Source organism: Paraburkholderia sp. BCC1886, from assembly GCF_900996245.1.
In the GTDB taxonomy this organism is placed as follows: Bacteria; Pseudomonadota; Gammaproteobacteria; order Burkholderiales; family Burkholderiaceae; genus Paraburkholderia.
The window spans coordinates 38,584-52,750 of the sequence record NZ_CAAJGK010000045.1; the positions used below are offsets into that span (position 1 = coordinate 38,584).

At 64.6% G+C, this 14,167-nt stretch carries 13 protein-coding genes; 2 read left to right on the top strand and 11 right to left on the bottom strand.

From position 1 onward, the window contains the following. Positions 1 to 20: 20 nt before the first annotated feature. From panB to hda, 6 genes are read right to left on the bottom strand one after another with little or no spacing between them, the layout of a single operon-like run. Positions 21 to 836, bottom strand: a complete 816-nt coding sequence (panB, locus tag FQ746_RS14910) for a 3-methyl-2-oxobutanoate hydroxymethyltransferase (RefSeq protein ID WP_144110138.1) — start codon at positions 834 to 836, stop codon at positions 21 to 23. A gap of 41 nt (positions 837 to 877) precedes the next feature. Beyond that, positions 878 to 1,558, bottom strand: a complete 681-nt coding sequence (locus FQ746_RS14915; RefSeq protein WP_144110139.1) for a deoxynucleoside kinase — start codon at positions 1,556 to 1,558, stop codon at positions 878 to 880. Then, complete coding sequence (gene folK, locus FQ746_RS14920; RefSeq protein ID WP_144110140.1) at positions 1,555 to 2,103, bottom strand: 2-amino-4-hydroxy-6-hydroxymethyldihydropteridine diphosphokinase; 549 nt, start codon at positions 2,101 to 2,103, stop codon at positions 1,555 to 1,557. The genes FQ746_RS14915 and folK overlap by 4 nt, the downstream gene beginning before the upstream one ends. A 48-nt stretch (positions 2,104 to 2,151) precedes the next feature. Next, the gene (gene pcnB / locus FQ746_RS14925) at positions 2,152 to 3,750 is read right to left on the bottom strand and encodes a polynucleotide adenylyltransferase PcnB (protein WP_144110141.1); all 1,599 of its coding nucleotides are present in this window, start codon (positions 3,748 to 3,750) and stop codon (positions 2,152 to 2,154) included. After that, complete coding sequence (locus FQ746_RS14930; RefSeq protein ID WP_144110142.1) at positions 3,747 to 4,433, bottom strand: HAD family hydrolase; 687 nt, start codon at positions 4,431 to 4,433, stop codon at positions 3,747 to 3,749. The genes pcnB and FQ746_RS14930 overlap by 4 nt, the downstream gene beginning before the upstream one ends. Beyond that, positions 4,426 to 5,187, bottom strand: coding sequence for a DnaA regulatory inactivator Hda (hda, locus tag FQ746_RS14935; protein WP_144110143.1), 762 nt, complete (start codon positions 5,185 to 5,187; stop codon positions 4,426 to 4,428). Before hda ends, FQ746_RS14930 begins: the two co-directional genes overlap by 8 nt. Positions 5,188 to 5,439: 252 nt before the next feature. On the opposite strand from hda, the gene purM reads away from it, so the two are divergent. After that, positions 5,440 to 6,495 carry a phosphoribosylformylglycinamidine cyclo-ligase gene (gene purM / locus FQ746_RS14940; protein WP_144110144.1) on the top strand — a complete coding sequence of 352 codons (1,056 nt, stop codon included), beginning with the start codon at positions 5,440 to 5,442 and terminating at the stop codon, positions 6,493 to 6,495. Positions 6,496 to 6,589: 94 nt separating this feature from the next. Here purM and miaA read toward each other — a convergent pair whose 3' ends face one another. Further along, complete coding sequence (gene miaA, locus FQ746_RS14945; protein WP_144110145.1) at positions 6,590 to 7,543, bottom strand: tRNA (adenosine(37)-N6)-dimethylallyltransferase MiaA; 954 nt, start codon at positions 7,541 to 7,543, stop codon at positions 6,590 to 6,592. A gap of 50 nt (positions 7,544 to 7,593) precedes the next feature. Continuing rightward, positions 7,594 to 9,696, bottom strand: a complete 2,103-nt coding sequence (gene mutL, locus FQ746_RS14950; protein ID WP_144110146.1) for a DNA mismatch repair endonuclease MutL — start codon at positions 9,694 to 9,696, stop codon at positions 7,594 to 7,596. Between the two features lie 275 nt (positions 9,697 to 9,971). Here mutL and FQ746_RS14955 point away from each other — a divergent pair, with 275 nt between their 5' ends. After that, the gene (locus tag FQ746_RS14955) at positions 9,972 to 10,643 is read left to right on the top strand and encodes a VTT domain-containing protein (RefSeq protein WP_144110147.1); all 672 of its coding nucleotides are present in this window, start codon (positions 9,972 to 9,974) and stop codon (positions 10,641 to 10,643) included. Here FQ746_RS14955 and FQ746_RS14960 read toward each other — a convergent pair whose 3' ends face one another. The 3 genes from FQ746_RS14960 to FQ746_RS14970 all read right to left on the bottom strand — a co-directional run bounded on the left by FQ746_RS14960 (position 10,644) and on the right by FQ746_RS14970 (position 14,163). Further along, entirely contained in the window at positions 10,644 to 11,456 is an 813-nt protein-coding gene (locus tag FQ746_RS14960; RefSeq protein WP_144110148.1) for a mechanosensitive ion channel family protein, read from the bottom strand. A 181-nt stretch (positions 11,457 to 11,637) separates the two neighbouring features. Continuing rightward, positions 11,638 to 12,069, bottom strand: coding sequence for a hypothetical protein (locus FQ746_RS14965; protein ID WP_144110149.1), 432 nt, complete (start codon positions 12,067 to 12,069; stop codon positions 11,638 to 11,640). Between the two features lie 312 nt (positions 12,070 to 12,381). After that, on the bottom strand, positions 12,382 to 14,163 hold the full coding sequence (locus FQ746_RS14970; RefSeq protein WP_144110150.1) for a chloride channel protein: 1,782 nt from the start codon (positions 14,161 to 14,163) through the stop codon (positions 12,382 to 12,384). Positions 14,164 to 14,167 lie beyond the last annotated feature (4 nt).

Here is a 14,167-nt window from a genome sequence, read left to right on the forward strand (position 1 = left end):
GCTAAGCGCCGAGCCCGAACTCAGAACGTATGCTCCGGCCCAGGAAACGTCTTCTCCTTCACCGCCCGCACATACGCTTCCACCGCGGCCAGAATGCTGGTCTGCCCGTTCATGAAGTCCTTTACGAAGCGCGGCCGCTTACCGGGAAAAATCCCCAGCATGTCGTGCAGCACCAGCACCTGACCCGAGCAATCCAGCCCCGCGCCGATCCCTATCGTCGGAATCTTCAGTTGCCGGGTGACCTCGCTGCCGAGCAGCGTCGGAATCGCTTCGATCACGATGAGTTGCGCACCCGCGTCCTGCACCGCAGTCGCATCGCGCAGCACCTGGCTCGCGGCGGCTTCGGTCTTGCCCTGCACCTTGAAGCCGCCAAACGCATGCACCGATTGCGGCGTTAGACCCACGTGCGCGCACACCGGAATCGAGCGTTCGACCAGGAAGCGCACCGTTGACGCGAGCCATTCGCCGCCTTCGAGCTTGACCATCTGCGCGCCCGCGCGCATCAATTCCACGGCGCTTTTGAGCGCCTCTTCAGGCGTGCCGTAAGTGCCGAACGGCAGATCGGCCACCACCAGCGCCGACGTCTGCGCGCGCGCCACGCAAGCCGTGTGATACGCGATGTCCGCGAGCGACACAGGCAACGTCGTCGTCTGCCCTTGCAGCACGTTGCCGAGCGAATCGCCGATCAGCAGGACGTCGACGCCCGCGCGATCGAGCAGCGCCGCGAAGCTCGCGTCGTAACAGGTGAGCATGGCGATCCTGTCGCCGGCCTCGCGCATCGCCTGCAGTTTCGGCACGGTGACGGCCTTGCGGCTCGCTTCCTGCAAATAAGTCATGGGCAAATCCGTTCGGGGAAAAAAGAGGTGGCCGCGCCGCTTTAAAGCGACGTGCCTTTGACAAAGAATTCCTTGCGACCGCGCATCGTTTCGATGCGATCGGCCAGTAGTGCAAGGTCCGCGTCGGAGTCGAGCGGATTCAGATGTTCGGCGTTGACCGTGAGCACGGGCGTGCGGTCGTAGTGATAGAAGAACTCGTTGTACGCGTCGCACAGCGCACGCAGATACGCATCGGAAATCTGCAGTTCCATTGGTACGGCACGCTTCTGGATGCGCGCGAACAGCACTTCGGGACTCGCCTGCAGATACACCACGAAATCCGGCGCGGGCGCGCTGGCTTCGAGCCGCGCGGCGAGCGCGCGATACAACTGCCACTCGTCTTCCTGCAGCGTCAGACGCGCGAAGATGTCGTTCTTCTGCGTCATGAAATCGGCGATCAGCGCAGTGCCCGACAGATGCGCCGCCGCGACCTCCTGCGCCTGCTGGGCGCGTTGCAACGCGAAGTGCAACTGGGCGGGCAGCGCATAGCGTGCGGTGTCGCGGTAGAAACGTTCGAGAAAAGGATTGTCCTGCGGGCGCTCGAACAGTTCCTGCATCGACCAGCGCTGCGCCAGCCGCCGCGCCAGCGAGGTTTTGCCGACGCCGATGGGTCCTTCGATCGCAAGATAACGGAACGGCGGGCGCAGTTGCGGCGCGGTGACGGTGAGCGGCGGCGAGTTCATCCGCAGCGGCCTTTGCCGACGCCCGCGCGGGCATTGTTCAACGCATTGAGCATTGGACACTGGCAGGGCGGCTGCACTTTTTCGATCCGCTGATCGCTCACGCCGTCGAGCAGCGCAGCGGCGCGGCCGTGCCCGGGAATGTCCAGCGCCGCGTCGATCTCGACCAGCGGCACGAGCGCAAACGCGCGCTCGATCAAACGCGGATGCGGCACGATCAGATCGGCCTCGTCGATCGATTGATCGCCGTACAGCAAGATGTCCAGATCGAGCGTGCGCGGTGCATTGCGAAACGGCCGCTCTCGGCCGAAGTGATGTTCGATCTTCTGGCACAAGGCCAGCAGATGCCGCGCGGGGAGCGTCGTGTCGAGCTTCACGGCGCAGTTGAAATAGTCGTCGCCGCCCGCGTCGATCGGGGCAGTGCGATACAGGCTCGACTTGGCGAGCACGTTGATGGTGTGCTGTTGTGCGAGACACACCACCGCGTCTTTCAGGGTCTGGCGCGCGTCCCCGAGATTCGCGCCGAGGCCGAGATAGGCAACCGTCATGGCATCACTTCCTGCAACTGTCGTTCGACGGCGCGAGCGAACGCTGCGTCAGTCTTCGTGCGGGCCGCTCGGGCCCGTACTGTCGGCTGTGCGTTCGGCTGGCGTGCCGCCCTCCAATCCGTCGCCCGTATTGCGGTTTCTGGCGCCACCGCGCCGCCGTCGTTTTCTGGGACTCCGGTCCTTCCCGCCCTGCGTGAGCAAAGTCTCACGCGCGGCGACGTCTCCTTCGATGAACTCCGTCCACCATGTTCCCACCGCTTCGTCGAGTTCGCCCGACTCGCAGCGCAGAAGGAGGAAATCATACCCCGCTCTAAATCTTTGGTGTTCCAGCAGCTTCAGCGCGCCTCTTCCCGAACGTTTCTCGAGGCGCAACTGCAGCCCCCAGATCTCCCGCATATCCGACGAAAAGCGCTTGTGGATAGCGAGTTTCTCGGTTTGCATGTCGAGCACTTCGTCCATCGCGCGATGCAACGCGGGCACCGGATATTCGCCGTCCGCTTCGAATTTCTGCCAGCGCTGCTGCACGTCGTGCCACAGCAAGGTGGCGAACAGGAAGCCTGGCGAGACCGGTTTGCCGGCCAGCACGCGCGCATCGGTGTTCGACAGCGCGAGCGTGATGAATTTTTCGCCGATCGGCTGTTCCAGCACGACGTCGAGCAAGGGCAGCAGGCCGTGATGCAGGCCTTCCTGGCGCAAGCGCTTCAAACACGCGAGCGCATGACCCGAGAGCATCAGCTTCAACATCTCGTCGAACAGACGCGCGGCCGGCACGTTGTTGATGAGGTCGGCCATGCCCTTGATCGGCTCGCGGCTCGCATCTTCGATCTCGAAGTCGAGCTTGGCGGCGAATCGCACCACGCGCAGCATGCGCACCGGATCTTCGCGATAGCGCGTGGCCGGGTCGCCGATCATGCGCAACAGACGCGCGCGCATGTCGGCCATGCCGTTGTGATAGTCCAGCACGGTTTGCGTGGCCGGATCGTAGTACATCGCGTTGATCGTGAAATCGCGGCGCGTGGCGTCTTCGTGCTGCTCGCCCCAGACGTTGTCGCGCAGCACGCGGCCGCTCGCGTCCACCGCGTGCGTGCGGCGGTCGAGTTCGTCGCGCTTCAGGCGCCGCGGCGGCGCGGCGTCTGCCGCGGGCGGATCGACCAGCGCGCGGAACGTCGAGGTTTCGATGATTTCCTGACCGAACTGCACGTGCACGATCTGGAAACGCCGGCCGATGATGCGCGCGCGGCGGAACAGCTTCTGCACCTGTTCGGGCGTCGCGTCGGTGGCGACGTCGAAGTCTTTCGGTTTGATGCCGAGCAGCAGATCGCGCACCGCACCGCCGACGATGAACGCGCGATGCCCCGCCTGTTGCAGGCCTTCGGTGACGCGAATCGCGTTGCGCGAGATCAGCGCCTGATCGATGCCGTGGACGTCGTGCGGAATGATGACCGGCACATCCGGGTCGCGCACGGTTTTGGTCGAGTGCTCGCCGCGGGCGGGTTTGCGGCGTGCCCGGGCAGTGCTGCCGGTGCTCGAGGCCGGGCGCGCCGTGGCGTCGCCGGTATCGGTGTCGGCGTCGGCGTCGCCGGGCGGAATGTCGTCAGCGGGCGCCGAGTCCTGGCCGAATAGCTTGCGGATGAGTTTTTTTATCACGAGGGTTGAAAGAGTTCGAGGATGCGCCAGCCTTTGGCCTGCGCATGGGCGCGCAATGTGTCGTCGGGATTGGTCGCGATCGGGTCGGTGACCTTTTCCAGCAGCGGAATGTCGTTGTGCGAGTCGCTGTAGAAATAGCTATGTTCGAAGTCGGCCCAGCTTTTGCCGAGCGATGCGAGCCACGCCTCGGTGCGCACGATTTTGCCTTCCTTGTAGCTCGGCGTGCCGGTGGGGCGGCCGGTGTAGGGCGAGTCGGGGTGACCGTCGACGGTTTCCGCTTCGCAGGCGATCAGCGTGTCGACGCCGAAGGCCAGCGCGATGGGGCGCGTAATGAATTCGTTGGTGGCGGTGACCACGCAGCACAGGTCGCCGGCTTCCTGATGCTGCTTCACGAGGTCCAGCGCGACCTGCTGGATGGTCGGTGTGATGACCTCGTGCATGTACTGCGCGTGAATGTCGGCAAGCTGCGCGCGCGAGTAGTTGGCGAGCGGCGTGAGCATGGCGTTCAGATAAGCATGAATGTCGAGCTTGCCGGCTTTGTAATCGGCGAAAAAGCGGTCGTTTTCACGGGCGAAATTGTCGGCGTCGACCATGCCTTGTTTCACCATGAAGCGGCCCCATTCGTGGTCGCTGTCGGTGGGAATGAGCGTGTGATCGAGGTCGAAGAGTGCGAGATTAGCCATGGGGGCCTATTTTACTTGATGCGGCGAAGGATGCGGATGAGGGCGCGCCGGCGCGCCGTTCTTCGGCATCGGGAGAGGCCAGCATGGTGCGCAGCAGCGGCAGCGTGACTGCGCGTTTCTGTTCGAGCGAGAAGCGGTCGAGCGCGTCGAGCAGCGCCATCAGGCTCGGCATGTCGCGCCGGTAATGCGTGAGCAGGTAAGCGGGGACGTCGTCGGCGAGCATCAGGCCGCGCTCGCGCGCCGCGTGTCTGAGCACAGCGGCCTTGCCTTCGTCGGGCAGCGGCGCGAGATGGAATACGAGCCCCCAGCCGAGGCGTGTGCGCAGATCTTCGCGCACCGTCATCGCGATCGGTGCCGCGTTGCCGGCGGCGACCAGCGCGCAGGTCGGGTGGGCGCGAACCTCGTTGAACAGATTGAATAAGGCGATCTGCTGCGCGGCGGACAGGCCGTCGCAATCGTCGATGGCATAGAGCGAGACGCGCGGATCGAAGGAAAACGCCGCGAGGCTGCTCTGCGGGCCGGCATAGCGCGCATGCCCCGGCGGCGCTTCGTGCACGAGCGCCTGCAGCAGGTGCGTGCGGCCGCTGCCCGCCTCGCCCCAGACGTAGAACGAGCGGTCGGGCACGGGGCCGGCGGTGAGCGCGTTGTCGAGCTCACGCAGCCGGGTCACCAGTTCCGCGTTGGCGCCGGCGAAGAAATTGTCGAATGTCGATGGCGGCGGGGTGCCGAGATCGAGCGTCAGTTGACGAAGCACAGTAGGTTAATGCCTGAAAATGAGGCCGGGTCCGCAAGTGGCCCGGCTTCGGGCCTCGCTGCGGCGTCGAGCAGCCATGAGCCGGTCAGTTGTTATAAAGCGTGCTCGCCAGATAGTTCTGCCGCCATTCGCGCGAATGCAGGCAGGTTTCCCGGGTGTCGTCGGCGCGGATTCGAAGCGGATGATTCAAATTCCGGCCAGCAGGCCGGCATCGGGTAAAATCGCATTTTACCGACCTTCTTGCTCTTCCCCATGAATCAACCGAAATCCGCCCCTGACGCCCAAGGTTTGTCGTATCGCGACGCCGGCGTGGACATCGACGCGGGCGACGCGCTCGTCGACGCCATCAAGCCCTTTGCCAAGAAGACGATGCGCGACGGCGTGCTGGGCGGCATCGGCGGTTTCGGCGCGCTGTTCGAAGTGCCGAAGAGATACAAGGAACCCGTGCTGGTGTCGGGCACGGACGGCGTGGGCACCAAGCTGCGCCTCGCGTTCGAACTCAACAAGCACGACACGGTCGGCCAGGATCTGGTGGCCATGAGTGTGAACGATATTCTGGTGCAAGGCGCGGAACCGCTGTTCTTCCTCGACTATTTCGCCTGCGGCAAGCTGGATGTCGCAACGGCGGCGACAGTGGTGAAGGGCATTGCCTATGGCTGCGAACTGTCGGGTTGCGCGCTGATCGGCGGGGAAACGGCGGAAATGCCCGGCATGTACCCGGACGGCGAATACGACCTGGCCGGTTTCGCGGTCGGCGCGGTAGAAAAAAGCAAGATTATCGACGGCAGCACGATCGCTCCGGGCGACGTGGTGCTGGGTCTGGCATCGAGCGGTATTCATTCGAACGGTTTTTCGCTGGTGCGCAAGATCATCGAGCGCGCCCAGCCCGACCTGAATGCGGATTTCGACGGCCGAACGCTCGCCGACGCGCTCATGGCGCCTACTCATATTTATGTGAAGCCGTTGCTGGCGCTGATGCAGCAGATCGCCGTCAAAGGCATGGCGCACATCACCGGCGGCGGGCTGGTCGAGAACATTCCGCGCGTGTTGCGCGAAGGTTTGACGGCCGAGCTGGATCACCGTGGCTGGCCGCTGCCGCCGCTGTTCGCCTGGCTGCAGAAACACGGCGGCGTGGCGGATGCGGAAATGCATCGCGTGTTCAATTGCGGTATCGGTATGGCTGTCGTGGTGTCGGCGGCGGATGCGGATGCCGCTATCGGTTTGCTCTCCGCTGCCGGCGAGCAGGTCTGGAAAATCGGCGTGATCCGCGAAAGCGCGGCCGGTGAAGCTCAAACAGTGGTGGTTTAAAAACAAGCAGTAAGCGGTTCAGTCGGCCCCTGCGCAGCGTTTGAATCAGAAGCGCTGCGCAGCTGTCGACCCCGCCGTCGACCCGCAGTCGATCTCACCCCAGCAGTTCTTCGATCAAGCCCACGACTCGCCCGGTCGCCGCGGCATCGCAGCAATCCACCACCATCCGTTCCGTCATGCTGCGCAGCCACGTGAGTTGCCGTTTGCACAATTGCCGCGTTGCGAAAATGCCCTTGTCGCGCATGGTCGGATAATCGACCGCGCCGTCCAGATATTCCCAGACCTGCCGATAGCCGACGCAGCGCATCGACGGCATGTCGGGCGTCAGATCGCCGCGCTCGCGCAGCTTCGCCACTTCATCGACGAAACCGCCGGCCAGCATCGCATCGAAACGCCGTTCGATACGCGCGTGCAGCACGCTGCGCTCGGAAGGTTCGAGCGCGATCGGCACGAAGCGCCAACCTGCCGCGCTGTCGTCTACGCGAGCCGGCGCGGCCAGCAATGCGGACATCGGCTGTCCGGTCAGCACGAACACTTCCAGCGCGCGCTGAACGCGCTGCGAATCGTTCGGCGCGAGACGCGCGGCGGTGAGCGGATCCACTTCGCCCAGTCGCGCGTGCAGCGCCGGCCAGCCGAGCCGCGCAGCCTCCGCGTCGAGCGTCGCGCGCACGTCGGGATCGGCGGCGGGCAGGTCGTTCAGCCCCTGGGTGAGCGCCTTGTAATACAGCATCGTGCCGCCGACGAGCAATGGCAGATTCCCACGCGCGTCGATCTCGCCGATCAGCCGTAGCGCGTCGGCGCGAAACTCGGCAGCGGAGTAAGCATCGCGTGGGTCCACGATATCGATCAGATGATGCGGGACGCTGGCGCGCTCTTCGGCCGTCGGTTTGGCGGTGCCGATATCCATCTCGCGATAGACCAGCGCCGAATCGACGCTCACGATTTCCACCGGGCGCAGCGCGGCCAGCGCCAGCGCGGCGGCGGTTTTACCCGAAGCCGTCGGGCCGAGCAGGCAAGGGACCGGCCTGGCGGTGCGTGGGCTCGTCATTGGCAAGCTCACGGGCGTCGAAGGTGAAGCAGGTTCGTCGAGCGCACGGCTCATTGCCCGCGCATGAACAGCCGATCGAGATCGGCCAGCGTCAGCTGATACCACGTCGGCCGGCCGTGATTGCACTGGTCGGCGCGTTCGGTCGCTTCCATCTGCCGCAGCAACGCGTTCATCTCGTCGAGCGTCAGGCGTCGGTTCGCGCGCACGGCGTGGTGACAGGCGAGCGTGCCGAGCAGTTCATGCTGCCGCTCGGTCAGCACGCGTGAGCCGCCGAACGCATGCAGATCGGCGAGCACCGCGCGCGCCAGTGCCTGCAGATCGGCGTCCTTGAGCAACGCGGGCACCGCGCGGATCGCGAGCGTGGTTGGCGACAGCACCGCCAGGTCGAAGCCGAGCGCATCGAGCGTGTCGCGTTCTTCTTCGACGGTGCCGATTTCGATCGGATCGGCCTGCAGGGTCTGCGGAATCAGCAGCGGCTGCACGGCGATTGCGCGGTCGGCGAGCGCGTTCTTGAACTGCTCGTACAGAATGCGTTCGTGCGCCGCATGCATGTCGACGATGATCAGGCCGTGCGCGTTTTGCGCGAGCACGTAGATGCCGTGCACCTGGCCGAGCGCGAAGCCGAGCGGTTGATCGTCGCTGACGTGGAATGGCGGGGTGGACGTGTTGTACGGCGCGGACCCTTCCGCGCCGGAATCACGCGCTTCGAACAGCGTGGCGCCTTCGACCGTACCGGCCTGCTGTTCGCGGCGACCGAACAGCGCATCGTAGAACGCCAGCGGTTGAGCGACTGGCAGCGTGCCTTGCGTCATGCGCGCCTGGCGCATCCACGTGTTGCCGGGTTGCGAAGAGCCGGCGCCACTGAAGCCGCTGCCACTGCCGCCGCTCCCACCAGCAAACCCGCCACCACCAAACCCGCCGCTGCCAAAGCCGCCGCCCACGCCACCCGCGTTCCCCGCACCCGCGCCGCCCAACGGCGTCCCCCCGAACGAAGCCGGTCCACCCGTTGCCGCTTCCAGATGCGCGGCGTGCCCGCCCGCGGTCGTTTCCGGCGACGCGCCCGCATGCCTTGCGAGCGACCGCTGCACGGCATGAAACACGAACTGGTGAATCGACCGCGAATCGCGAAAGCGCACCTCGATTTTCGACGGATGCACGTTCACGTCCACGCCTTCCGGCGGCAGATCGAGAAACAGCACGTACGACGGATAGCGGTCGCCGTGCAACACGTCTTCATAAGCGGCGCGCACGGCATGCGTGAGCAGCTTGTCGCGCACGAAGCGGCCGTTGACGAAAAAATACTGCTGGTCGGCGCGCCCGCGGCTCGCGGTCGGCAGCCCGGCGCAGCCGTACACGGCGAGCGGGCCGGCCGATTCGTCGAGCGGCAGATGCGCGGTGGCGAAAGTCTCGCCGAGAATTTTCGCGACCCGCACTGGCGGCTCGCTGGCGTTCCAGTGTTCGACCGCCTTGCCGTTATGCAACACCGAAATCGCCACATCCGGCCGCGCCAATGCCGCGCGGCGAATCTGTTCGAGGCAATGCCCGAGTTCGGTCTGTTCGCTTTTCAGGAATTTGCGGCGGGCGGGCGTGTTGAAGTACAACTCGCGGACTTCGATCGTCGTGCCCTGAGTGCCGGCAGCGGGACTCAACACCCCGGTCGTGGCATCCACGCGCATCGCATGCTGCGAATCGGCCGTGCGGCTCGTGATGGTCATCTGGGCAACCGACGCAATCGATGCCAGCGCTTCGCCGCGGAACCCGAGCGTCGCGACCGCTTCGAGTTCGGCGAGCGAGCGGATCTTGCTGGTCGCATGGCGCATCAGCGCGAGCGCCAGTTCGCTTTCGGGAATGCCGCAACCGTCGTCGGTGACCGAGATACGCTTCACACCGCCCTCGTCGAGCAGGATGCGCAGCGTTTGCGCGCCGGCATCGAGCGCATTCTCCAGCAGTTCCTTGACGACCGACGCGGGCCGTTCCACCACTTCGCCGGCGGCAATCTGGCTGATCAACTGGTCGGGAAGCGGCTGGATCGCCCGCATAGGACGCGCGACGGGCGCGAGCGGCGCGTCGCCCGCGGAATCCGACAGAGCAGGCGCGGCGGACCCGGCGGGCGCGGCGTTGAGTTCGGCGGGCGTTTCGGAAAATTCTGACATGGCGAAATTATAACGAGTCGGCGTCCCTGCACCGGCGGCGACGCATTTAACGGCATGCGACCGACCGGAAGCCGCGCGGCGTCGTCGCGTGCAGTCGCGGCTGGTTCGGCGCGGCGCTGGCTGCCCGAATTCTGGCCAGAGAATGTCCGTTGTCGCCGGGCACTTTCTGTATCATGACGCGGTCAATTTGCGGCGGCGAGCGTACGTTCGCCACCCTGCCCGCAGGCCTCGTCGGGTCATGTCCTTCGTTCACCTTCGCTCAATAAAGGATCCATTTGGACACGCTGCTCCACTTCGTCAACCTTGTCCTGCACATCGACAAGTTCCTGGGTGATTTCATTCACGTGTACGGCGCGTGGGTCTATGCGGTGCTGTTTCTGATCGTGTTCTGCGAAACGGGCCTCGTGGTGTTGCCGTTTTTGCCGGGCGACTCGCTGCTGTTCATCGGCGGCGCGTTCTGCGCGAGCGGACAGATGAGCATCGGCTTGCTGATCGTTCTGCTGGTGGTCGCGGCAGCCGGCGGCAACACGCTCAATTACGCGATCGGGCGGGCCATCGGGCCACGCGTGTTCAATTCGCACATCCCGTTGCTCGAGCGGTTTCTGGATCGCCGGGCACTGCAGAAGACCCACGACTTCTACGAGAAGCACGGCGGCAAGACCATCGTGCTCGCGCGTTTCATTCCGGTCGTGCGCACCTTCGCGCCGTTCGTCGCCGGCGCATCGGCCATGACCATCAGCCGCTTTCAACTATTCAATGTGATCGGCGCGCTGTTCTGGGTTTTGCTGCTGACGCTGCTCGGGTATTTCTTCGGCAACATTCCGTTCATCCGTCAATATCTGAACGTGATCGTGCTGGTCGGGATCGGCGCGGCCGTGGTGCCGGTCATACTCGGCGCGGTGTGGAAGATGTTGCACAAGGACACGTCCGCGCCCGGCAAGCGTTGATCAGGTCACCGCGCGCGGCGCGAGCGGTGTTTCCGGCGTCGGATAGCCGGCCTCCCTGAAAGTCTGGATGATCGCGCGATTCGTGTCGAAATAGACCTGCCAGTAGTTCTCGTTATGCGTGTAAGGCCGCACGCATAACAGCGGTCCTTCCGGCGTAAAACTCAGCACCTCGATATCCGGCGCCGGACTTTCCGCCACGTTCGGAATCTGCATCACCGCCGCTTTCAGCCGATTCATCGCGTCCGTCGCATCGACGCCGTTCGCGATCTTCGCCGTCAACTCGACGCGCCGCACCGGCAGTACGCTGTAGTTCGAGATGGTGTCCGAGAAAATCTTGTTGTTGCCGACGATGGTCGTGACGTTATCCGGCGTCACGATCGTCGTGCCGAAGAGACCCAGCTCCGACACCGTGCCGGTCACGCCGCCTGCGGTCACGAAGTCTCCGACCTTGAACGGTCGCAACACCTGCATGAAAATCCCCGCCGCGAAGTGCGCCAGCAAGCCGCCCCAGGCGGTGCCGATCGCAAGCCCCAGCCCGGCGAGCAACGCGGCGAACGAGGTGGTCTGAACGCCGAACACCTGCAGGATCGCGAGGATCAGCAGCAGGTTCAGCAGCGCGCCGAGAATCGAGCCGAGGTAGTGAGCGAGCGTAGGGTCGACGCGGCCATTGCGCGCCAGCAATTTGCGAAGCAGACCGGTGATCATGCCGATCACCCAGCGTCCCACGATCCATAAGACGATCGCGCCGAGTACCTTGGTGCCGAGGTCGATGCCTCGGGTCATGACGAAGACACGTACGGTTTCGAGATCCAAGATGTTCCTCGCTGGGTAAGTGGCCTTCTGTTGTCTGAACGACGGGGGCGCGGCTAACAGCTTTCGGGAACATCCGGTGTTGGGGAGTTATAGATGACGGCGCATCCATTCGCAAGGCACGTTCCGATCGGGAAAACGCGCTACGTGGCGGGAAAAAACAGGCATGGCGCTAAGCGTCGGCCTACATCGGCAGATGCGATTCCGAGTACGGCGAAGTCTGGATCGTTAACGGTTCGCCGCCGCGTCGTTTCGTGGAGTGCCTGCTATGCCCGCTATGCCCGTTATGTACGAAGACCCGGCGCGAGATAGCGCGCCAGCCCAGTGCGACGAATGCGGCGAGTGCGTAAGCCGCAGCCCGTTCATAGAACGCGGCGGGCGAGGCGAACTGACCGTAGCGGTTTTGCGCGTCGGCGAAAACCAGGAAGGTCAAAGCGGCATCCAGTAGTAACGCGGCCAAGGCCAGCGCGACGAAGATCAGCGCGCCGTCGAGCGTGGTGCCGGGAATCGGCTGGTTGCGCAGCCGGTTGCATAGCCAGTTGTACATCGCGCATAGCGTCAGCACGACGGCCAGCAACACGAGGTTCGAAACGAGATCGAACAGGAAATGGGTCATATCGGCGCAATGAAAGAGCGGGTTTGCAGCGAGCTTGCCGGCGTTGCGAACTCTCGGAGTCGCAGCGTGGCTCGCCCGACCGGCGGCGATCATTGCACGTCTTTATGTCTCAATAAATGCCGGGGTTTTTCGATTGTCGGATCGTGTAGGAGACATTAGCCGAGCGGGCTGGGAAGACAGGAAATCGGCTATCGGAAACAATGAAGTTAAGCGTAAGGATGCTGCACTCGCGCATCTCCAGGACGTGCTTCGCTCAGCGGAATTTCACGCCCTTCTTGTCCGCCGGTTACGACACTCTGTCCGTTTCGGACGTCACGTCAAACGACGCCGGCCCGGGCGCGTTCGGATACGCCGGAAGCGTTCCCTCTTGTGTTCTTCATCGAAATGCGCGAGCGACGGTTTCACCAGATCGCTGCGCGAAACGATGCCGAGCAGCCGACGCGTATCGACGTCGTCCACGACGGCAATGCGCTCCAGTCCATGCACGGCGAGCCGCGTCGCGATCGCGCGGCAGGTTTCGTCGCGCAGCGCGACGACGGGGGCACGCAGTTCGAATAACGTGAATAGCGAAATGGCCGCCTTCGCGCCCGCCCGTTCGCTCAGCGCCTGCTCCAGCATCGTGCGATCGATCATGCCGATCACGCCGCCGTCGTGAATCACGGGATACGCACGGTGTTTCTGCGCGGCGCCGAAATAAGCGGCAAGCGTTTCATCGACGCTCGAGCGCGCTTCGATCGTCGTCACGTCGCGCGTCATGACTTCATCCACGTAATGCCGTTCCAGCGGATCGACGCCGTACTCGCGATAGATGTGATATCCGCGTCGCGCGATCTTTTCCGTCATGATCGACCGGCGCATGACCACGGTGGCGAAGCCATGCGCCACCAGCGTGGCGGCGAGCAACGGCAGCAGCGCATTGCTGTCGTGCGTGAGACCGAACGCGAACACGATGGCGGTGAGCGGCGCGCCAAGCGTTGCGCCGAGCGTCGCGGCCATGCAGACGAGCGGCCAGACGGCCGGATCGCTGCCCGGCAACAGATGACTCAGCACGACACCGAGCCCGGCGCCCAGCATCAGCAGCGGCGCGAGCACGCCGCCGGAGGTCCCCGAACCGAGTGCGACCACCCACATCGCCGCCTTCACGAGCAGCAGCGCGAGCGCCGCCTGCAAAGCCAGATGCAGATTCAGCAGATCGCCGATCACGTCGTAACCGACACCGAGCGCACGCGGTTGCAGAAAGCCGCCGATACCGACGGCCAGGCCGCCGAGTGCCGGCCACCACATCCAGTGCACGGGTAGCTTGCCGAACAGATCTTCGGTCTTGTAGAGCGCCGCCGATAACCCCGCTGCCAGCGCGCCGGACAGCAACCCGGCGATCACGCACGACAGCAGCGACCACGTATCGGGCACGGCGGTCTGCAGCGGAAACAGCGGACCCGTACCGAACAGCGCGCCGCGCGCGAAGCCCGCGACCGCGCAGGCGAGGGCGACCGGCAAAAAGCTGCGCGGCCGCCATTCGAACAACAGCAGTTCGACCGCGAGCAGCACGGCGGCGACCGGCGTGCCGAACACGGCCGTCATGCCCGCGGCGGCGCCCGCGACCAGCAGCGTCTTACGCTCCGCCGCGCTTACCCGGAAGCACTGCGCGATCAGCGAACCCAGCGCGCCGCCCGTCATGATGATGGGACCTTCCGCGCCGAACGGTCCGCCGCTGCCGATCACGATGCCCGACGAAAGCGGCTTGAGCACGGCGACCTTGGGCGACATGCGGCTCTTGCCGAACAGGATCGCTTCGATCGCTTCCGGAATGCCGTGGCCGCGAATTTTCTCCGAGCCGTAGCGCGCCATCAGTCCGACGACGAGACCGCCCGCCACCGGCACCAGCACGACCCACGCGCCGAGCGTGTTGTGCGCGGGAGAGCGATCCGCGAAAGACAACGTGCCGAAGAAGAACAGGTTGGTGAACAGGTGGATCAGACTCAGCAGCACGAAAGCCGCCAGCGTGCTGACGACGCCGATGCCAGCGGCGAGCAGGGCGATGCCGGGCAAACGGCGATTGGCGGCGAAGTCGCGTTTGTGGGTGTCGGTGGTCATGGTC

Excerpts from the sequence above, each read along its gene's own strand:
- panB (WP_144110138.1), bottom strand. The coding sequence starts at position 836 with ATGACTTATTTGCAGGAAGCGAGCCGCAAGGCCGTCACCGTGCCGAAA.
- FQ746_RS14915 (WP_144110139.1), bottom strand. The coding sequence starts at position 1,558 with ATGAACTCGCCGCCGCTCACCGTCACCGCGCCGCAACTGCGCCCGCCG.
- folK (WP_144110140.1), bottom strand. The coding sequence starts at position 2,103 with ATGACGGTTGCCTATCTCGGCCTCGGCGCGAATCTCGGGGACGCGCGC.
- FQ746_RS14930 (WP_144110142.1), bottom strand. The coding sequence starts at position 4,433 with ATGGCTAATCTCGCACTCTTCGACCTCGATCACACGCTCATTCCCACC.
- purM (WP_144110144.1), top strand. The coding sequence starts at position 5,440 with ATGAATCAACCGAAATCCGCCCCTGACGCCCAAGGTTTGTCGTATCGC.
- miaA (WP_144110145.1), bottom strand. The coding sequence starts at position 7,543 with ATGACGAGCCCACGCACCGCCAGGCCGGTCCCTTGCCTGCTCGGCCCG.
- mutL (WP_144110146.1), bottom strand. The coding sequence starts at position 9,696 with ATGTCAGAATTTTCCGAAACGCCCGCCGAACTCAACGCCGCGCCCGCC.
- FQ746_RS14965 (WP_144110149.1), bottom strand. The coding sequence starts at position 12,069 with ATGACCCATTTCCTGTTCGATCTCGTTTCGAACCTCGTGTTGCTGGCC.
- FQ746_RS14970 (WP_144110150.1), bottom strand. The coding sequence starts at position 14,163 with ATGACCACCGACACCCACAAACGCGACTTCGCCGCCAATCGCCGTTTG.